Source organism: Fibrobacter sp. UBA3629 (assembly GCF_002374005.1).
Taxonomy (GTDB): Bacteria; Fibrobacterota; Fibrobacteria; order Fibrobacterales; family Fibrobacteraceae; genus Fibrobacter.
This window is the reverse complement of record NZ_DFLC01000030.1, coordinates 1-14,973: the sequence shown is the minus strand read 5'-3', so window position 1 is coordinate 14,973 and position 14,973 is coordinate 1. Positions and strand designations below refer to the sequence as shown.

Here is a 14,973-nt window from a genome sequence, read left to right as displayed (position 1 = left end):
AGGCTTGCGGTACCCGTGCGGGTCTTGCCCTTTTCCCACTTGCCGTCCACCAGTTGCAGAATCACGCCGAACGGAATGTGGTACATGTCCTTGTACCATTCGCGTCCCATCTTCTTCAAAACGTGGAACACCTGCTTGAAGTGGAGCGCCTGTCCGAGGTCCACCACGTAAAGGCATTTGTCGAAGTTGTATTCCTTCTTGCGGTAGCAAGCGGCGGCGAGGTCGCGGGTTGCGTACAAGGTAGAACCGTCGCTCTTGCGGATAAGGCAAGGGTTCAGGTCGAATTCGTCGAGCATCACCACGTCCAAATCCTGGCTCTTGACCATCAGGTTCTTTTCGCGGAGTTCGTCGAGAATGGCGGGAATCTTGTCTTCGAAGAAGGATTCGCCAGTGTAGTGGTCAAAGCCCACGCCCATCATGTCGTAGATGCGCATAAGTTCCTTCAGCGTTGCGGCGCGGAAGGCTGTCCAGAGCTTGCGGTAGAATTCGTCGCCCTGTTCGAGCTTAGTGAATGCGGCGCGTGCTTCGTCTTCGAGACCCGGCTCTTCCTTAGATGCCTTGGAGAATGCGGCGTAAAGGATGTTGAGCTCCTTCACGGTGAGGCTATCGAGCGTGGCGTCGTCGGTGGGACGGTTTTCGCGCAGGTACATCACGATAAGCTTGCCGAATGCGGTTCCCCAGTCACCGAGGTGGTTGATGCGTTCCACCTTGTAGCCGGCTGCCTTGTAGATGCGGGAAAGCGAGTTTCCAATCATCGTGGAGCGCAGATGGTGGAAGGCAAGTTCCTTACCGATGTTCGGGGAGCTGAAGTCGATGCAGACGACCTTCCCGTTGGGTGCGGCGTGACCGTATTCCAGGCCCTTCGCAGCGATTTCTTCGAGAGTAGATTTTGCGAGGAATCCGCGGTCGATGAAGAAGTTCAGGTAGCCGTTCACGGCTTCCACCTTCGAAAGGCCTGCGGGGAGTTTCACCTGTGCGGCCAAATCTTCCGCAATCATCTTCGGGGCCTTGCGCATCACCTTCGCGAGTGAAAAGCAGGGGATGGTGAAGTTTCCGTGGCTGGTGTCAGGCGGCACGGAGATAAGCTTGAGTGCGGCTTCCTTCTCGAAGGAGCCGGTGGCGGCGAGCGCTTCTGCGATTTCTTGCTCAAACGAGTTCATCTTCACTGCTCTTCTTCTTGGTGGTCTTCTTCACAAAGTCGTTTTCGTCGAGGGTTTCAATCTTGCCGTCGGCATAGAGACGGTCTAGCGAAATCTCGTTACGCTTTTCTTCTTCGAACAGGTGGACCATCAGGTCGAGGCCCGCATCGAACACTGCCCAGCGCACGCCTTCCTTGTATTCCACGCCCACGGACGGGAGCTTGTTCGCCTTGAATTCCTTGCGGAGCTCGTTCAGAATCGCTTGCATCTGGGCTTCGCTTTCGCAGGTTGCCACGAGGAAATAATCCGTGACATCCTTGATGCCGCGCAGGTCAATCAGCTGCACGTTCTGGGCGCGCAGCTCAAATAAAATGCTGGCACCGATTTTTACGGACTCTGGAAGTTCTTGCTTATTCGTTGTCATCTGTTTCTCCCTGTTCGGGTTCTATGATTTTATGAAAATCTTTTCCTATATAAACGGCTGCGTCGACATAGGCACGCTTGCTTACGATGGTAAGAACGTTTTTTGTCTGGAGCGTCTGGGCCAGAGCTTTTGCGCCTTCCCATTCCGGATTCCGGAGCACAAGGATGGTTTCCTCGTAGTTCTGCAACATGTCGTTCCCGAAGCTCACCACGTCGAATCCATTTTCGCGTAAGAAAGTTCGCATTTTGGCTGCAGCCCCTGGTTCTCCGCAACTGTTCAACACCTCAATGTCGCCCTTGTAGGTGCGCTTCTCCTTGACGACAACCTTCTCTTCTTCACAGGCGGAGAGAAAAAATGTCGCAAGCAGGAGGGCTATGGCTACGGCGCTGTTCTTCATCAACGGCAAAAAATAGAATTTCTCCAGTAGCACGAGGGATAACGGAACGGTCCGTAAGCCTTGATTGCGTCGTTCTCGTTTACGAACATGAGCCTGATGTAGGAATTGTCTGTCGGTTTGTATTCCAGGGCAATCGCGGGCAGGATGAATTCAACTTTCCCCTGCTTGATGTCTTCCTTGGGTATGGGTGCTCCTGCGCGGAAGTTCGCATAGAGCGGCATCCAGAGTCCGAAATCGGCGTAGAGGTGCAGGCTGGGGTCGAATTCGTATGCGAGGTGCGCTAGATAGCTCTGTTGCGCGAACGTGCCATAGGAACCGCCCATGAAACTCACGGAGTACGAAAATGCGGCGCTCAGGGCCGGGTCGATGGATGTCCTGCGGAGTAGCCTTTCACGGGGAAAAGACGAGTGGTTCCAGGGAATGCCGTCGAATGCGGGTGTTACAACGGCGGAGTCGCTTGCGGAGAGCGAATCGCTTGGGACGGGCTCCGCAGAAAACGCGAAGGCCGCAAGGATTGCTACAGACAGAAGGGTAAACCGCATGCTGGAAATATAAGTATCTCGGACGATGTCGATCCGGGCTACTTGTTCGTGATTTCGTTCTTCGCGTTCACGTGGATGACGGTCGGCTTCCACGACTTGGCCTCTTCTTCGCTCATGGTCGCGTAGGCGACAATAATCACGAGGTCGCCGGGCTGCACGAGGCGGGCTGCAGCCCCGTTCAGGCAGATGACTCCGGAACCGGCCGGGCCTTCGATGACGTAGGTGTCGAGGCGGCTGCCGTTGTTCACGTCGAGCACGCCCACCTTTTCGAAGGGGAGGATGTTTGCGGCGTCCATCAAATCGCGGGCAATCGTAATCGAGCCCTCGTAGTTGAGGTTTGCGTCGGTTACGGTAGCGCGGTGAATTTTGCTTTTGAGTAATTCCAGCTGCATGATGCGCTTAGAACTTTACATTAAAGAATCCCAGGACGCCCTTTTCCGGGGTCGGGAGAACACCATAGCTGAAGCGGTTCGCATCGGGGTTGCTGTCCCACTGGGTACCGAAGAATGCGTCGGCGAACGACCAGATGTGGGCGCCGGCCACGACGATAAGGCCGTACCACCATGCGTTGTTGCCGCTTACGGCGAGGTAAGTCGTTGCTCCCACGCTTGCGACCCAGAGCACGTCAATCCAGATAGCCTTTGTGGACTGGTCCATCTTCCACTGATAGTAGCTGGGGAGGAGTAGGGAGAGGTAGGCGGCGCCCTGGTTGCCAGACTTGTTCCTGTAGGAACGGTCGATGTCTGCATCTTCCATTCCCTGCGAACGCTGGGCGAGCCAGTCATCTTCGGAAACGCCGAGCTTGTTCCACGGTTTCTGGAGGTATTCGGAAATGCGGACACCAAGCTCCACGAGCCTGGTGAGCTTGTCCCTCGAAATGCCTTCTTCTTTTGCCTGCTGGAATTCCCACTGGGTGAGCCCGAGGTCTTCGTAGCGGAAACCTTCCCACTGGTCGCCGGAGGCGGTTGCCTCGCCGACCGATGCGCCATCGTCGGATGAATTATCGTCACCGTAAGAGTAAGACTGTTCCGTCGACTCGTCGCCAGACGGTTCGTCGTCAAACTGCGCGAAGGACATCGCGCATGCGAGGAACATTATTAATCCAATCTTGCTCCAAAAAGACATTAGGCTTTTACTCCTATCCTATATGCCGGGGGAGGGAATCGAACCCTCACACTCTCGCGAGTACCGGATTTTGAGTCCGGCGCGTCTACCAATTTCACCACCCCGGCTTGGGGTGTCCTAAATATAGAACATTTTATGTTTTTTTGTAGGGAAAATGCGCAAAAATACGAAATTTGAACAAATTTTAGGGGTCCGAAGGGCCTGCCCGATCCTATTTTTTCAGAATTGCCCTGAATTCCACGTTGATCGGCGCGAGTTTCTTTGCACCGAAATCAACAGCCTTTTCCTTGGTTTCGAAGGGCCCCGTCTGCACGAGGTAGAGCGTTTTCGTCTCTCCGGCGCGTTCTTCGATAGTGGCCGCGATGCCGCGTTTTTTGAGGTTGCTGACCAGCAAATCCGCGTTGGATTTCACGCCGAAGGCACCGAGTTGCAAAATCCAGGATTCGGTTGCCGCGCTTGGGACTTTATCGGGAACTTTTGTTTCGGGTTGGACCTCCGGTGCAGGCTTGACCTCCGGTGCCGGAGCGGAATCTGCTGCTGCGACGGGTTTCGGCGGTTCGGGAGGCTGCGTTGGACTTTGAAGCGTGTCCTTGACGCTGTCCGTTGCTGCTGGAGCGGGTTTGGCCGTATCCGGGACTGTGGCGGCCGGTTGCGGCTCGTCGAGTCGGGCGCAGGCTTCGTTCAGTGCCTGCTGCTTGACCTTGGGCTGCACGGCGGCACAAATCTTTTTGAGGACGACGACCTGGTGCGGTTGCGACGTCTCGATCGCGTGGATCAAGGCTTCGGCAGCCTTGGCGTGCCTGCCCATGTACAGCTGGAACTGAGCCTTGGTCATCATGAGGTCGGCATATACCTTGTGCTGGGGGTTGGTCTGGCCGATGAGGCTGTCGAGGCGCTTGCCCGCCTTGGAAAAGTCCTTCGCGTTTCCGGTCTGCGAAAGGGCAAGGACATTCCACAGGTAGCATTCGGCGCGTACCGAATCAGGTTCCCTGGGGCACGCAGCCTCGTAGGCGGTCGCGGCGTCTTTCCACTTGCCGGCCACGTAGGCCTTCTGTGCATCGGCGATGGACGGGGTGGTTGCCTGTGCCGTGGGCTGCGCAAATGCACTTGTACTGCAAATCAAGAACAAAATAGCGGCAATTCCGCGAACATTCCAAAACTTCATCTTCATTACCTTAAACCTTTCATTCCACACCCCACACTTCACACCCCACACTTCACACCAGCGTCCCGCGGATTGTCCACCCGCGGATGTCGTCCAGCTTCACCTTCACGTAGTCGCCGGGCTTTACGATGCGGCCTTCTTCCGGTTTGAACACCACCTTCTTGAAGTTGTCGGTGCGGCCCCGCAGTTCCGTTTCGTCGCGCACGGAGTTCTTTTCCACCAGCAGTTCCTCGGTGCGGCCGAGCATCATCTGGTTACGCTTGAGCGTGATGGCGTTCTGCAGTTCCACCAGGCGCGTGTGGCGCTCGTTCTTTTCGGCCTCGGTGAGCGTCTCCGCTTCCTTGTACGATTCCGTTCCCTTGCGCGGGCTGTAGATGAACATGAAGGCGCTGTCGAACTGGCACTGTTCAAATGCCTTGAGCGTCTGCTCGAAATCTTCTTCCGTTTCGCCCACGAAACCGCAAATTACGTCCGTCGAAATCCCGTAGAACGGGTCCTTGCTTCGCAACTGCTCGATAATCGAGAGGTACTGCTCCATGTTGTGCTGGCGGCGCATCTTTTTGAGCATGGCGTCGGAGCCGCTCTGGATAGGGATGTGCGCGTAATGGCAGACCTTCGGGTTGTTCAGCAGCACGTCGATGAGCTCGTTCGTGTAATGCCTCGGGTGCGGGCTCGTAAAGCGGATGCGGCGGATGCCACCGATTTCAGAAACCTTCGTGAGCAGGTCGGCAAAATTGCCACCTTCCGTCTTGTAGGCGTTCACCGTCTGGCCAAGGAGCGTCACCTCGGTAATGCCCTTGTCGGCCGCCTTGCGCACTTCGGCAAGCACGTCTTCCATGTCGCGGTACTTTTCCGGCCCGCGCAGATACGGCACAATACAGTAACTACAGCGCTTGTTGCAACCGCGCTGGATGGCGACGAAGGTGGTGAAGTCGTTCTGGAGTTTCGCGTATTCGCCCAGGTAGTTCTCGCTCAGGTCCTCGTCGATAAACATCTTGTGGTGCGTCTGGTGCAGCGGACTTTTGGCATCGCCCAGCAACAGCTCCGGAATTTTCTTGTACTGGTCCGGCCCCACGATGTAGCTCACGTTCGGTAGCCTCTTCAAAAGTTCCGGCCCGCGATTCTTCGCCATGCAGCCGCATACCACGACTTTCACATCGGGATTCTTTTTGCGCAAGTACTTGAGCTTGCTGATGTTGACGATGGCGGTTTCCTCGGCCTTCTCGCGCACGCTGCAGGTGTTCACGATGATAAAGTCGGCATCTTCCTGGTTGCTCGTCTCGACGCAACCGCACATGTCGAGCTCCTGGGCAATCATCGCCGAGTCATACTCGTTCATCTGGCAGCCGTATGTGGCCAAGTGGTATTTTTTCATGCGGGTAAATTTAGTAAAAGGCGAGTGACGCGCGAGTCAAGCTTGCTTGAACGAGCATGTCCGAGCCGAACTAAATGCACGCGAAGCGTGCCATTTAGAAAAAGTGGTTAGTGGCTAGTGGCTAGTGGTTAGGGAAATGCGCGCATTTATTTGAAAGGGGGAAGTGTCCCCCTGCCTGCAGCCTTGCCCCTTCTGCGTCATCCTGGAGCCATGAAATGGCGACGGGATCCATACATTTCATTTCACAGCGTGATAAGGGCAAGTCTTCCGTCACCCTCTCGCCTAGGTGGCTCCGCCCCCTAAAACCCCCGAAGGCGAATGCCGTGACAATCGTGCTTGCGCGAATTGTCATGGCAGAGCCACAGGGATTTTTGCAATGCCCACGAATTATCTAACAACTTACAAGCTAAATTTCGATGTATTTATACATTGATTCATTAGCAAAGAAACCATTATTCTCAAGATTCTTTTTAATGGTTTCAATTGCTATATCCGATTTATCGACGCCAATCCATTTGCGTCCCAACCTGCTTGCTTCAACCAAAGTGCCTCCCGAGCCGGCAAAGCAATCCATCACGATGGAATCCTCATTGGAGGACGCCTTAATAATTGTTTGCAACATTTCGTGATTTTTCTCTGTCGGATAAATAGGATTAGGAGAATCCTTGAAAGTCCAAATATCTTGCAACTTCTTGGTCAGATGTTCATCGGCGTAGTTGATTTTACGCGGATTTCCCGATGCAGACCATTCAATTAAACCATCTTTATCTAATTGTTCTAGTTCTTCCACACTACATCTCCAATGCCTTCCTGGAGGGGGTAAAATCCCTTTGAATTTTTGCGAAGATTTTCCATCTTTTGTTTCGCCAGGAGCGTGGATTGGAACAGTTGTATAGCGTCTTCCGTTTTTGTCAACTTTTGCATACAACTTTGCAATTTCCTCTTCTGACATAGGAATTCTTGGCTCGTGCCAGATAGGATTCTTTCCTTTTGTGTAGAATAGAATCATATCCTTTATGTTGCCATAGCCAATTCTTGAAAAATTTTTCGGATTGCATTTTATTCTTGTTATATCATTCCTGAAATTTTCAATTCCAAAAATTTCATCAAGCATGCACTTTACATAATGACCAATTTTATAGTCTATGTGTAAATAGAATGAACCTTGCGAAGAAAGAAGATCGTATATAATTTGAACCCTCTCGCGCAAAAATTCAATAAAAGCCGAACCAGTTAATTTATCAGAATACGCTATTTTACCGGATGACGAACTACTAATTGTAGCTACACGTCCATTAGAATCTGTTTTAAACTCACCTCCCGTTGCAAAAGGAGGATCAATATAGACCAAATCAATAGATTCGCGTAATTTCATCTTATCACGGATATACACCAGTGAATCTATGTTGTCGCCTTTTATGAGAGTGTTTTTCATAGCGACTCCAGAAAATCACGAAGTACAAGAGCCGACATGATGTTGTATTCTGTCCTGATCAAATTAAGGAAAAGTTTCCCGTTATTCCGTATATAAGGAACACCATCAATTATGCCGATTTTTACGACATCGTTATTTCTAAGGGGAGATTCAATTGTCGCAATAGCATCCACAAACTGGTCATTTTGATGACCACCAAAATCAGAAATGAATTTTGCTTCGCCAATAACATAACGGCCGTTATATCGAGCTATGAAATCAAGCCCTTTTTCTCGGTTGTATCCGAAATTCCGTCTAGCAAAATCCATCATTGAACTGTCGGATCCATCAAGAATTGCATTTCCTGTACTACGAACAAAAACTGATTCAGGAACAGGTCTAATTCCTAAAGCCCCAGAATTAAGCCAATTGCGAAACATGGGACCCATTTGGCGATTGGCTTCTTTGGGTTCGGTGCATCTTTTATAGAGCTCCCTGAATCCCATTTCATAGAGATCCCCGCAGATGCGGTTGATTATTTGCGGATTTCTTCTAATGGCGTCTTTTGATTTTCGTAAGAAGGGAATATAACTGTCTTTTACAGGAAACAGGTCTAAATCCAACAGAGAGGCTATTAGATTGAAATTATCTCTCTCGTTAAAGTACATTTCAACGCGATACATGATTCTTTCATCTATTTTGCGTACATTTTCGTGTACCACAGGATAGACTGTGTACAAATCATCTAGATAGGGGCGGTTTGCTGCGTAGTCGATGCTTTTTTGTGTCCATGGATTTGCTGCTCGTAAAATGGCGGGCATTTTATTTGACTCCTTACTGAAAGTGAACGAGTCACTCTCGCAAGTGCCAAAACGCACGACATTTCAAAGAACAAAACTCGCAATATGAGTCAAGAGATTGCTTCGCCTTTACAGGTTTGCAACGGTATGACCAATATAACCCAAGAGAATATTATTCTCTCAGGATACACTACACCCATGTATTACATAGGCGTTGGCGAGTATAAGTCTTATTCTTTGTGTAGAAATTGTCGAGATTTCAAGTCAAGAACAAGAGTTGAACTCCGGTACGAGATCACCCTTATTCAGCAATCAATCCAATTTTTTTGAATACAAAAAAGGCGTGGAGTTGAATGCGTTTATCGACTTGAGGCTCTCGACAGCCCTACACAAATAAACACAAACAACTCACGCCCCAGTTAAGGTCGTGTAACTAAAAAAGCAAATATAATTTGCCCATAGCAAAACGATACGGCAATGGAATTGCCGCAGACGTGAGCGTTCGTCTTATCCTCTGTGTAAGAAATGGTCGAGATTTCAAGCCGAGAATAAGAGAAAACTCTATTTTCAAGAATAAATATATAATTTTTTTGGGGAAAAGAAAGCCCGCTTGCACGGGCATGACAAAAAAGCAACAATCTGACTTAAAGGCTCCGTCCTTCCTAGTCAGACGTTCTCGTAATGGCCTTTGCACGAGAGAATGTCGATAAATTCGTCGTTGATTCGATAAATCAGACGGTTTGCGTCGTCGATTCTGCGGCTCCAGAATCCGCTCAAGTTGCCTTTAAGCGCCTCGGGTTTACCAAGACCTTCAAAATTGCTGCGCTCGATATTTTTTAATAGTTGATTAACTTTTTTAGAGTCTTTTTGTCCAGAAGTTGCAAGTTTCAATTTTTATCAAAAAAAAATGTATTGCATTTGTGCGTACAAAAATGTATATTGAGTGGCATGAACAAGACTGCAAATTTATACGCTCGCATAGAGCCCGATGTTAAGGAACAGGCCGAAAACGTCCTGGAAACCCTCGGCATATCCGTTTCCAGCGCCATCAACATGTTCTACAAGCAGATTATTCTGCAACAGGGAATTCCCTTCGACGTGAAGTTGCCCAAGGCTCCAGAAAACTCCGCCAAATGGTCTAAAGAACGCCTCGATGCGGAACTCGAGAAGGGCTACAACGACATGCTGAAAGGCCGCACTCGCCCCGCCGCGATGGTCCTTTCCGATGTCAAGAAAAAATACAAGGTATGAATTTCGAAGTCCATTTTTCTTCCGCAGCACAGGATGATATCGATCAAATCTTTGACTATATCAGCGTAGCACTTTGTTCGCCTATCGCGGCAAAGAATCTAATGGGAAAAATTCAGGAATCGGTGAATACATTGTCCGATTTTCCAGAAGCTTTCGCCTTATGTCAAGACGAACCCTGGATTTTACGTGAAGTTCGATCGATGTCAGTGGACAATTACCGACTGTTTTACCATGTCGACCATAACAAGCGAATCGTCGTTATATTGCGCGTCTTTTATTGCAGACAGGAAACAAAATAGCCTTCAACGTTACCAATAGATATGATTGCTCACATCTAATAAAATAGGCGGGTTTTTAAGGAATCCGTGAATCTTCCAGCCCTGCCTGCGTCATGTATTTTTGTGCGAATGCGTTTGCCTCGTCGTCCTTCTGCTGGTTCTTGTTGCCGTAATAGACGTTCTTGATGAAGATGTCCTTCTTGCCGTGGAGCACGATGTGGCCGAGTTCGTGGAAGAACGTGAACCAGAACGCATTGCGGTCCTTGAAACGGTCGTGCAGCTGGATGACGGGGATGTCCTTGTACCAGCGGGCCATGCCATGAATCGGCGCCGACTTGAAGTTCTGCGCGTAGAGCACCTTGATTCCGAGCTTTGCGCCCAGTTCCTGCAACTTGTGCATGCCGTCGTCAATAAAATCTTCACCCACCTTCGGCTTGGGCAGGGCCTTCTTGCGGCGTAAATCTTCCCACGCGGCAACGTCGTTTTTGGCCAGTTCCACGAATTGCGGCATCGCCTTCTTGATGGCGGAACGCAGTTTTTTGTCGTTCTGCTTTTCCATCTTGATTTCGTCGGCGAGGATTTCGCCGCGGCGCATCCACACGGAGGCCGCGTACGGGTCTTCGGTTTCGGCCAGCGAGATGCGGAAGGCCACCTTCAGGCGGTTCTTGTAGTAGTAATTTTCCCACGCCTTGGGGCTTGCCACCCCGAAGAACTTGAGGATGGGCGATACGCCGTCTTCTTTGTTGTTGAAGTCCTTGATCCATGTGCGCGGATTGAGTTCGCCGATAGGGAAGAACTTGCGCCAGTTAATCCGATTCTTGAGAGATTTCTTGACCTTTTCACGCCAGAGATCCCGTTCGTACAGCTTTTGTGCTTCTAGCCAACAATACTGAGGAATTCCTGTCCCAAATTCAAGGCTGTAGGCCATTTCGACCGTTACCCTGCACTTGGCTTTGAGCAATTCGTTCACCGTCTTGGGGGTGTAGCCGATTCGTGCGGCGAAATCGTTAACATCCACATTCATTTCTTGAAGTTTTTCTTCAAGAATTTCTCCAGGGGAAGTTGCCCCCCACAAAAGGAGTTCTTTTTCTTCTGCCATATTATTCCTCTCTATTTATGATAATCTATAATTTCTATGACTTCGGCCTCGGTAACTTCCGCCCAAATAACAGCCTTGTCCGGTTCTGCGCCCCAAATAATCAATCGGTATGGTTGATCAAGGTCGCATGCCCATTGTCCTTTTCGGTTTCCGACCAATTCATGAAAATGACCTGGATACTTGGATAAATCGGCGAAATTTGCGACTGTGACCAAGGCGTTGATTCGCGTTCTGTAGCATTTTGCCCGTTTTTTGCCCATTCGCCGTATTGCATAAGCCTCATCCATTGCGCAAAGTTCCAAATCCTTATCTCTAAACTCAACTTTCAAGAAACCTCCACCGTTAATCAAAAATCTCTTTTTTTTAATATAATAAAAATTTTTAAGAAACGCAAGGGGTGTCTTATTTTTACAAAAATAGGGTCGATTTTGTAGATAAATAAAGGGGGAGGGGTCCCCCACCACCTAAAGGTGGCCATGTACACTAAGGCCTAAAGGCCAAGTGTCCAAAGGTCGCTTCAGCCACGGCTCTGCCTGCACCGCACGCGAACAAGGGCTCGGCCTTCGGCATGAGCCTTCTAGATTTACAAATCTGACAAGTCCAGTCGCGGCATTGTTGGCAATGGCGTGGCGGTTTCGTTTAGGAACATAATCATGTAGATGGGGAAATAGGTGATGTTCCCCCGGACAGAGACATTTGCATTTGCGAATACGAATGCCTGCGGAATGTCGTAATTCTCTATTTGCAGCACGTTATTTAAGGCGGAATGCTTGGTGTAGTCCTTGCCGCTCTTGACTTCGATGGGGAGGCACTTGCCCTCGTATTCGATGACAAAGTCGAGTTCGCCGAGTTTTTTGCTGTTGAAATAATAGCCGTCGTAACCATGGGCGCGTAGTTCTTGGGCGACGGCGTTTTCGAAGATGGCCCCGCAGTTCATATCGTGTCCGCCCTGTAGCAGCTGCATCTGCGAAGCCCGCCCGTAACTTGTTGTCAATAGCCCCACATCCGAAAGGAACAGCTTGAACAAATTGTTCTGCTTGTTGATTTTCAACGGTACCACAGGTTCTGTCGTATTGAAAGTCGGTATGGCGACGCCCGCGTCAATAAGCCAGTTGAAACTGTTCTCGTAACGGCCGAATTTCTGCTTGGCTCCAAGGTCCGCGAACATATAGCGCTTGTTCTTGGAGTTCAATTCGGAAGGAATCAAGTCGTAAGTGTTTATCAGGTGAAGTTTGCGTTCCTTCTCGTATTTTGAAAAATCCCAGTTGTACTGCTTAAGAATGTCCTTATGAATTCTCGTGACGGCATTCAGATCATTTGAATCGACGAATTTCTGCACGGCGGCCGGCATGCCCCCGACAATCAGATAGGTGTAGAAAGCATCCAAAATCTTGTTATGGACAAATTCATCAACGGGGGTCTTGGCGGTAAAGTTTTCTCGCAGCCGAGCCAAAGCGTCAGCAGGAATCTTCTGTGCAATCAGGAATTCCTCAAAATCCATCGGGAACATCTCGACGGTTGGCAAGTAGCCCACCGGAGCCGAACGCAGGTCTGTCAGTTCCACACCCAGGAGCGAGCCGCTAAGGACATACCGGAACGAGCCTTCCTCTACGAGGAACTTTATGGCCGTCAGGATTTCCTTGTATTCCTGAACCTCATCCAGAAAGATGATTGTATTCCCCTTGGTGAGTTCCTTCCGCGTGGCAAACTGGAGTCGTGTAAAGAATGCCGAAAAATCCTTGTTCTTGGCGGATTCGAGCAGCCCCAGCAGTTCGGGACTCTTCAAGAAGTTGATTTCGACGAAATTTTGGTCATTTGACTCAAGAACGTGCCTTATAAGGAACGTTTTTCCCGTCTGGCGGGCTCCCGTCAGTAAAATGGCTTTTTTATCGCTTTTTAGCCAATTTTTAAGCAAAATTTCGTTTTTGCGGTATAGCATTTGTTACCTTTTTCTATGAAATATAATCAAAAATTTTACCTTTTCCAATAAAGATTATTGAAAAAATTGACTTTTTTTTTATTATACTTAAATTATGATGGAACCCTTTAGCAAATCTCTTGTGAAAATTCTTCTGATGACCGCAGCGGTGCTTGTAGGCTTGCTTGTTGCGTGTTCATCTTCGGAAAAGGCTACGAAAAAAAATAATGCTGTGTCTGAAGAGGATCGCAAGGCCAAGTGCCAGGATTGGTTGAATTCTCTAACGCCTGAGAATTTGATTACGTGTCATTTGGATAAACTGGGACTTGGCGAAAAGCTAGATTCCTTGCTGCTTTGTGTTTTTGGACAATCGTTTAAAATGAGCGGAGGAAAAGTTTTTTGTACAGAAGAAGGAAATGAATTCTCATTTTCTTTGACAGGTGAAAAATGCGAGTCAGGTGAATTGGTGTGTGTGCAAACAACTCGTGAAAAACCGAATGAAGATTGTAAGCTGGATAAACTTCCTGTTTTTATTAACGGGATTAGTATTACTCTAAAAGATGAGGGCTATTTGATTTCTTCTATTTGTGGTGATTTTGGATGTGATGATAATATGCTTATGAAAATTGACGATTGTGGAAAAAAATGGCTGAATATTAAAAAGGATTAATATGATTGTCAAAAAGCTTTTACCTGTTGTTCTTGTGTTCATTCTTGCTCTGTTCTATACCGCTTGCGATAATTGTTCCGGTGGGTTTGAGGAACGCATAGAAATAAAATCAGTCGCAGTGATTGATACGATTCTTTCTAATAGGCACTCTTACAGCAATTGTAGTTCGTACAAATGTACTTCTTATGAAATTCCGTTTCAACATGGATATAAAGACACCATATCTTTGAGTGTGGTTGTCTTAGGCGATACTTTGGATTATGTTGTAAGTGGGAAGGATTTGAACAATACATATATTGTTATTGATACTATGGAAACGCCATGTGATTCTTCTTATAGCATTATTTCAGAAAGAGGCTCAGATCATTATAGGGTGGATTCAAAAAGACTTTATTCATGCGTGTTTTATTTTGAACCTAGTTGTCCGTGATTTGATAAGGGCAAAGAAAGAAACTTGATATGAATCGCCAAAAGTTTTTGCTCGCATTTTTTGCGTCCTTGTTTGCCCTCCTTGTCGCCTGTGGCGATGATTCGAGCGGCTCCGGACCCGAGAATACAGAAAGCAGCGTTGTTGAAGAGCCGAGTTCGTCGGCAGACATTTTTTCAAGTAGTTCGTCATGGATTGCCACGAACTCTTCGAGTTCTCGCAATGACGAGAAAGGCACATCCTCGGTTCCTTCTGCAGACACCACCAAAATCACTTACACGCTCAAGCGTTTCGATGGGCCGCTTTCTAACCCGCACAAGGGCTTTACGGTTCCGACGGGTGGCGCGTGGACGTTTGTTCCGGAATTCGAATACGGTCCTTACGGTTCCTTGAACAACCGGGCGTGGGACCTTGTCTCATACGGCTCCGGTTACCAGCAGTGGAACAAGTTGAACCCGGCTAAGGGCGTTTACGACTGGACGGAACTGGAAAAACTGCTGAACGCACTTGCTGAGCACAACATGACTTACGCCCTGCGCGTGCTGCCGTACACCCCTTCGTTTATCAAGAGTGACTTCCCGCCCCAAGAGGATTACGACTGGACTCCGCCCTTTGTCTACGAGATGGGCGCGAAGAAAATCCAGATTGACTTGCGTGGGACGGAATACCATGCGTACGCTCCCGTCTGGGACGATTCCATCTATATCTGGGCGGCGAAGGAGTTTGCGAAGGCCCTGGCCGAAAAATACGACGGCGACCCGCGTATCGAATACATCGATGTCCGCACTTTTGGCGAATGGGGCGAATGGCACACCTCGCACATGTTGGGGAGCGTGATGCCCGCCGACTCGGTGCTGAAGGATATGCTGGACTATTATGCGTCCGTGTTCAAGAAGACCCAGCTGGTGCTGCCTTCCAACGGTTTTGGCGATGTCTATACGCATGCGCT

At 49.1% G+C, this 14,973-nt stretch carries 19 protein-coding genes and 1 tRNA gene; 5 read left to right on the top strand and 15 right to left on the bottom strand.

What is annotated here, in order from left to right; translation table 11 throughout:
- The 12 genes from argS to B2310_RS09225 form a co-directional block, all read right to left on the bottom strand.
- Positions 1 to 1,160, bottom strand: a 1,160-nt coding sequence (gene argS, locus B2310_RS09280) for an arginine--tRNA ligase (protein ID WP_290730807.1), incomplete at its 3' end; no start/stop codon positions are given.
- Positions 1,147 to 1,563, bottom strand: coding sequence for a ribosome silencing factor (rsfS, locus tag B2310_RS09275; protein WP_290730804.1), 417 nt, complete (start codon positions 1,561 to 1,563; stop codon positions 1,147 to 1,149). The genes rsfS and argS, both read right to left, overlap by 14 nt.
- Positions 1,550 to 1,960, bottom strand: coding sequence for a LytR C-terminal domain-containing protein (locus B2310_RS09270; protein WP_290730802.1), 411 nt, complete (start codon positions 1,958 to 1,960; stop codon positions 1,550 to 1,552). The genes rsfS and B2310_RS09270 overlap by 14 nt, the downstream gene beginning before the upstream one ends.
- Positions 1,960 to 2,502, bottom strand: a complete 543-nt coding sequence (locus B2310_RS09265; RefSeq protein WP_290730799.1) for a hypothetical protein — start codon at positions 2,500 to 2,502, stop codon at positions 1,960 to 1,962. Before B2310_RS09265 ends, B2310_RS09270 begins: the two co-directional genes overlap by 1 nt.
- Positions 2,503 to 2,540: 38 nt before the next feature.
- Complete coding sequence (gene panD, locus B2310_RS09260; protein WP_173380904.1) at positions 2,541 to 2,894, bottom strand: aspartate 1-decarboxylase; 354 nt, start codon at positions 2,892 to 2,894, stop codon at positions 2,541 to 2,543.
- Positions 2,895 to 2,901: 7 nt separating this feature from the next.
- A complete protein-coding gene (locus B2310_RS09255) occupies positions 2,902 to 3,597 on the bottom strand; it encodes a hypothetical protein (protein ID WP_290730796.1) in 696 nt (231 codons plus the stop codon).
- A gap of 53 nt (positions 3,598 to 3,650) precedes the next feature.
- A tRNA-Leu gene (locus B2310_RS09250) sits at positions 3,651 to 3,734 on the bottom strand.
- Positions 3,735 to 3,838: 104 nt separating this feature from the next.
- Positions 3,839 to 4,798 (bottom strand): SPOR domain-containing protein, encoded by a 960-nt coding sequence (locus B2310_RS09245; RefSeq protein WP_290730793.1) that lies wholly within the window; start codon positions 4,796 to 4,798, stop codon positions 3,839 to 3,841.
- A gap of 46 nt (positions 4,799 to 4,844) precedes the next feature.
- Positions 4,845 to 6,167, bottom strand: coding sequence for a tRNA (N6-isopentenyl adenosine(37)-C2)-methylthiotransferase MiaB (gene miaB, locus B2310_RS09240; RefSeq protein ID WP_290730789.1), 1,323 nt, complete (start codon positions 6,165 to 6,167; stop codon positions 4,845 to 4,847).
- Positions 6,168 to 6,573: 406 nt separating this feature from the next.
- Positions 6,574 to 7,602, bottom strand: a complete 1,029-nt coding sequence (locus B2310_RS09235) for a site-specific DNA-methyltransferase (RefSeq protein WP_097035039.1) — start codon at positions 7,600 to 7,602, stop codon at positions 6,574 to 6,576.
- A complete protein-coding gene (locus tag B2310_RS09230; protein ID WP_097035711.1) occupies positions 7,599 to 8,402 on the bottom strand; it encodes a restriction endonuclease in 804 nt (267 codons plus the stop codon). Before B2310_RS09230 ends, B2310_RS09235 begins: the two co-directional genes overlap by 4 nt.
- Before the next feature lie 645 nt (positions 8,403 to 9,047).
- A complete protein-coding gene (locus B2310_RS09225; protein ID WP_290730782.1) occupies positions 9,048 to 9,272 on the bottom strand; it encodes a Txe/YoeB family addiction module toxin in 225 nt (74 codons plus the stop codon).
- 57 nt (positions 9,273 to 9,329) lie between these two features.
- Here B2310_RS09225 and B2310_RS09220 point away from each other — a divergent pair, with 57 nt between their 5' ends.
- Together B2310_RS09220 and B2310_RS09215 are read left to right on the top strand one after the other, a co-directional pair.
- Positions 9,330 to 9,632, top strand: a complete 303-nt coding sequence (locus tag B2310_RS09220) for a type II toxin-antitoxin system RelB/DinJ family antitoxin (RefSeq protein WP_290730779.1) — start codon at positions 9,330 to 9,332, stop codon at positions 9,630 to 9,632.
- Complete coding sequence (locus tag B2310_RS09215) at positions 9,629 to 9,931, top strand: type II toxin-antitoxin system RelE/ParE family toxin (protein WP_097035041.1); 303 nt, start codon at positions 9,629 to 9,631, stop codon at positions 9,929 to 9,931. The genes B2310_RS09220 and B2310_RS09215 overlap by 4 nt, the downstream gene beginning before the upstream one ends.
- Before the next feature lie 55 nt (positions 9,932 to 9,986).
- Here B2310_RS09215 and B2310_RS09210 read toward each other — a convergent pair whose 3' ends face one another.
- The 3 genes from B2310_RS09210 to B2310_RS09200 all read right to left on the bottom strand — a co-directional run bounded on the left by B2310_RS09210 (position 9,987) and on the right by B2310_RS09200 (position 12,948).
- On the bottom strand, positions 9,987 to 11,009 hold the full coding sequence (locus B2310_RS09210; protein ID WP_290730774.1) for an ImmA/IrrE family metallo-endopeptidase: 1,023 nt from the start codon (positions 11,007 to 11,009) through the stop codon (positions 9,987 to 9,989).
- An 11-nt stretch (positions 11,010 to 11,020) separates the two neighbouring features.
- Complete coding sequence (locus B2310_RS09205) at positions 11,021 to 11,338, bottom strand: type II toxin-antitoxin system RelE/ParE family toxin (RefSeq protein WP_290730771.1); 318 nt, start codon at positions 11,336 to 11,338, stop codon at positions 11,021 to 11,023.
- A gap of 254 nt (positions 11,339 to 11,592) precedes the next feature.
- The gene (locus B2310_RS09200) at positions 11,593 to 12,948 is read right to left on the bottom strand and encodes an ATP-binding protein (RefSeq protein ID WP_290730768.1); all 1,356 of its coding nucleotides are present in this window, start codon (positions 12,946 to 12,948) and stop codon (positions 11,593 to 11,595) included.
- A 94-nt stretch (positions 12,949 to 13,042) separates the two neighbouring features.
- On the opposite strand from B2310_RS09200, the gene B2310_RS09195 reads away from it, so the two are divergent.
- The 3 genes from B2310_RS09195 to B2310_RS09185 form a co-directional block, all read left to right on the top strand.
- Entirely contained in the window at positions 13,043 to 13,597 is a 555-nt protein-coding gene (locus tag B2310_RS09195; protein ID WP_290730765.1) for a hypothetical protein, read from the top strand.
- Position 13,598: 1 nt separating this feature from the next.
- Positions 13,599 to 14,027 carry a hypothetical protein gene (locus B2310_RS09190; protein WP_290730762.1) on the top strand — a complete coding sequence of 143 codons (429 nt, stop codon included), beginning with the start codon at positions 13,599 to 13,601 and terminating at the stop codon, positions 14,025 to 14,027.
- Positions 14,028 to 14,056: 29 nt separating this feature from the next.
- The coding region (locus B2310_RS09185; protein WP_290730760.1) for a beta-galactosidase at positions 14,057 to 14,973 on the top strand (917 nt) is incomplete at its 3' end.

Coding starts and splice junctions, on each gene's coding strand:
- rsfS (WP_290730804.1), bottom strand. CDS start 1,563: ATGACAACGAATAAGCAAGAACTTCCAGAGTCCGTAAAAATCGGTGCC.
- B2310_RS09255 (WP_290730796.1), bottom strand. CDS start 3,597: ATGTTCCTCGCATGCGCGATGTCCTTCGCGCAGTTTGACGACGAACCG.
- B2310_RS09235 (WP_097035039.1), bottom strand. CDS start 7,602: ATGAAAAACACTCTCATAAAAGGCGACAACATAGATTCACTGGTGTAT.
- miaB (WP_290730789.1), bottom strand. CDS start 6,167: ATGAAAAAATACCACTTGGCCACATACGGCTGCCAGATGAACGAGTAT.
- B2310_RS09215 (WP_097035041.1), top strand. CDS start 9,629: ATGAATTTCGAAGTCCATTTTTCTTCCGCAGCACAGGATGATATCGAT.
- B2310_RS09270 (WP_290730802.1), bottom strand. CDS start 1,960: ATGAAGAACAGCGCCGTAGCCATAGCCCTCCTGCTTGCGACATTTTTT.
- B2310_RS09195 (WP_290730765.1), top strand. CDS start 13,043: ATGATGGAACCCTTTAGCAAATCTCTTGTGAAAATTCTTCTGATGACC.
- B2310_RS09220 (WP_290730779.1), top strand. CDS start 9,330: ATGAACAAGACTGCAAATTTATACGCTCGCATAGAGCCCGATGTTAAG.
- B2310_RS09245 (WP_290730793.1), bottom strand. CDS start 4,798: ATGAAGATGAAGTTTTGGAATGTTCGCGGAATTGCCGCTATTTTGTTC.
- B2310_RS09210 (WP_290730774.1), bottom strand. CDS start 11,009: ATGGCAGAAGAAAAAGAACTCCTTTTGTGGGGGGCAACTTCCCCTGGA.
- panD (WP_173380904.1), bottom strand. CDS start 2,894: ATGCAGCTGGAATTACTCAAAAGCAAAATTCACCGCGCTACCGTAACC.
- B2310_RS09230 (WP_097035711.1), bottom strand. CDS start 8,402: ATGCCCGCCATTTTACGAGCAGCAAATCCATGGACACAAAAAAGCATC.
- B2310_RS09200 (WP_290730768.1), bottom strand. CDS start 12,948: ATGCTATACCGCAAAAACGAAATTTTGCTTAAAAATTGGCTAAAAAGC.
- B2310_RS09265 (WP_290730799.1), bottom strand. CDS start 2,502: ATGCGGTTTACCCTTCTGTCTGTAGCAATCCTTGCGGCCTTCGCGTTT.
- B2310_RS09190 (WP_290730762.1), top strand. CDS start 13,599: ATGATTGTCAAAAAGCTTTTACCTGTTGTTCTTGTGTTCATTCTTGCT.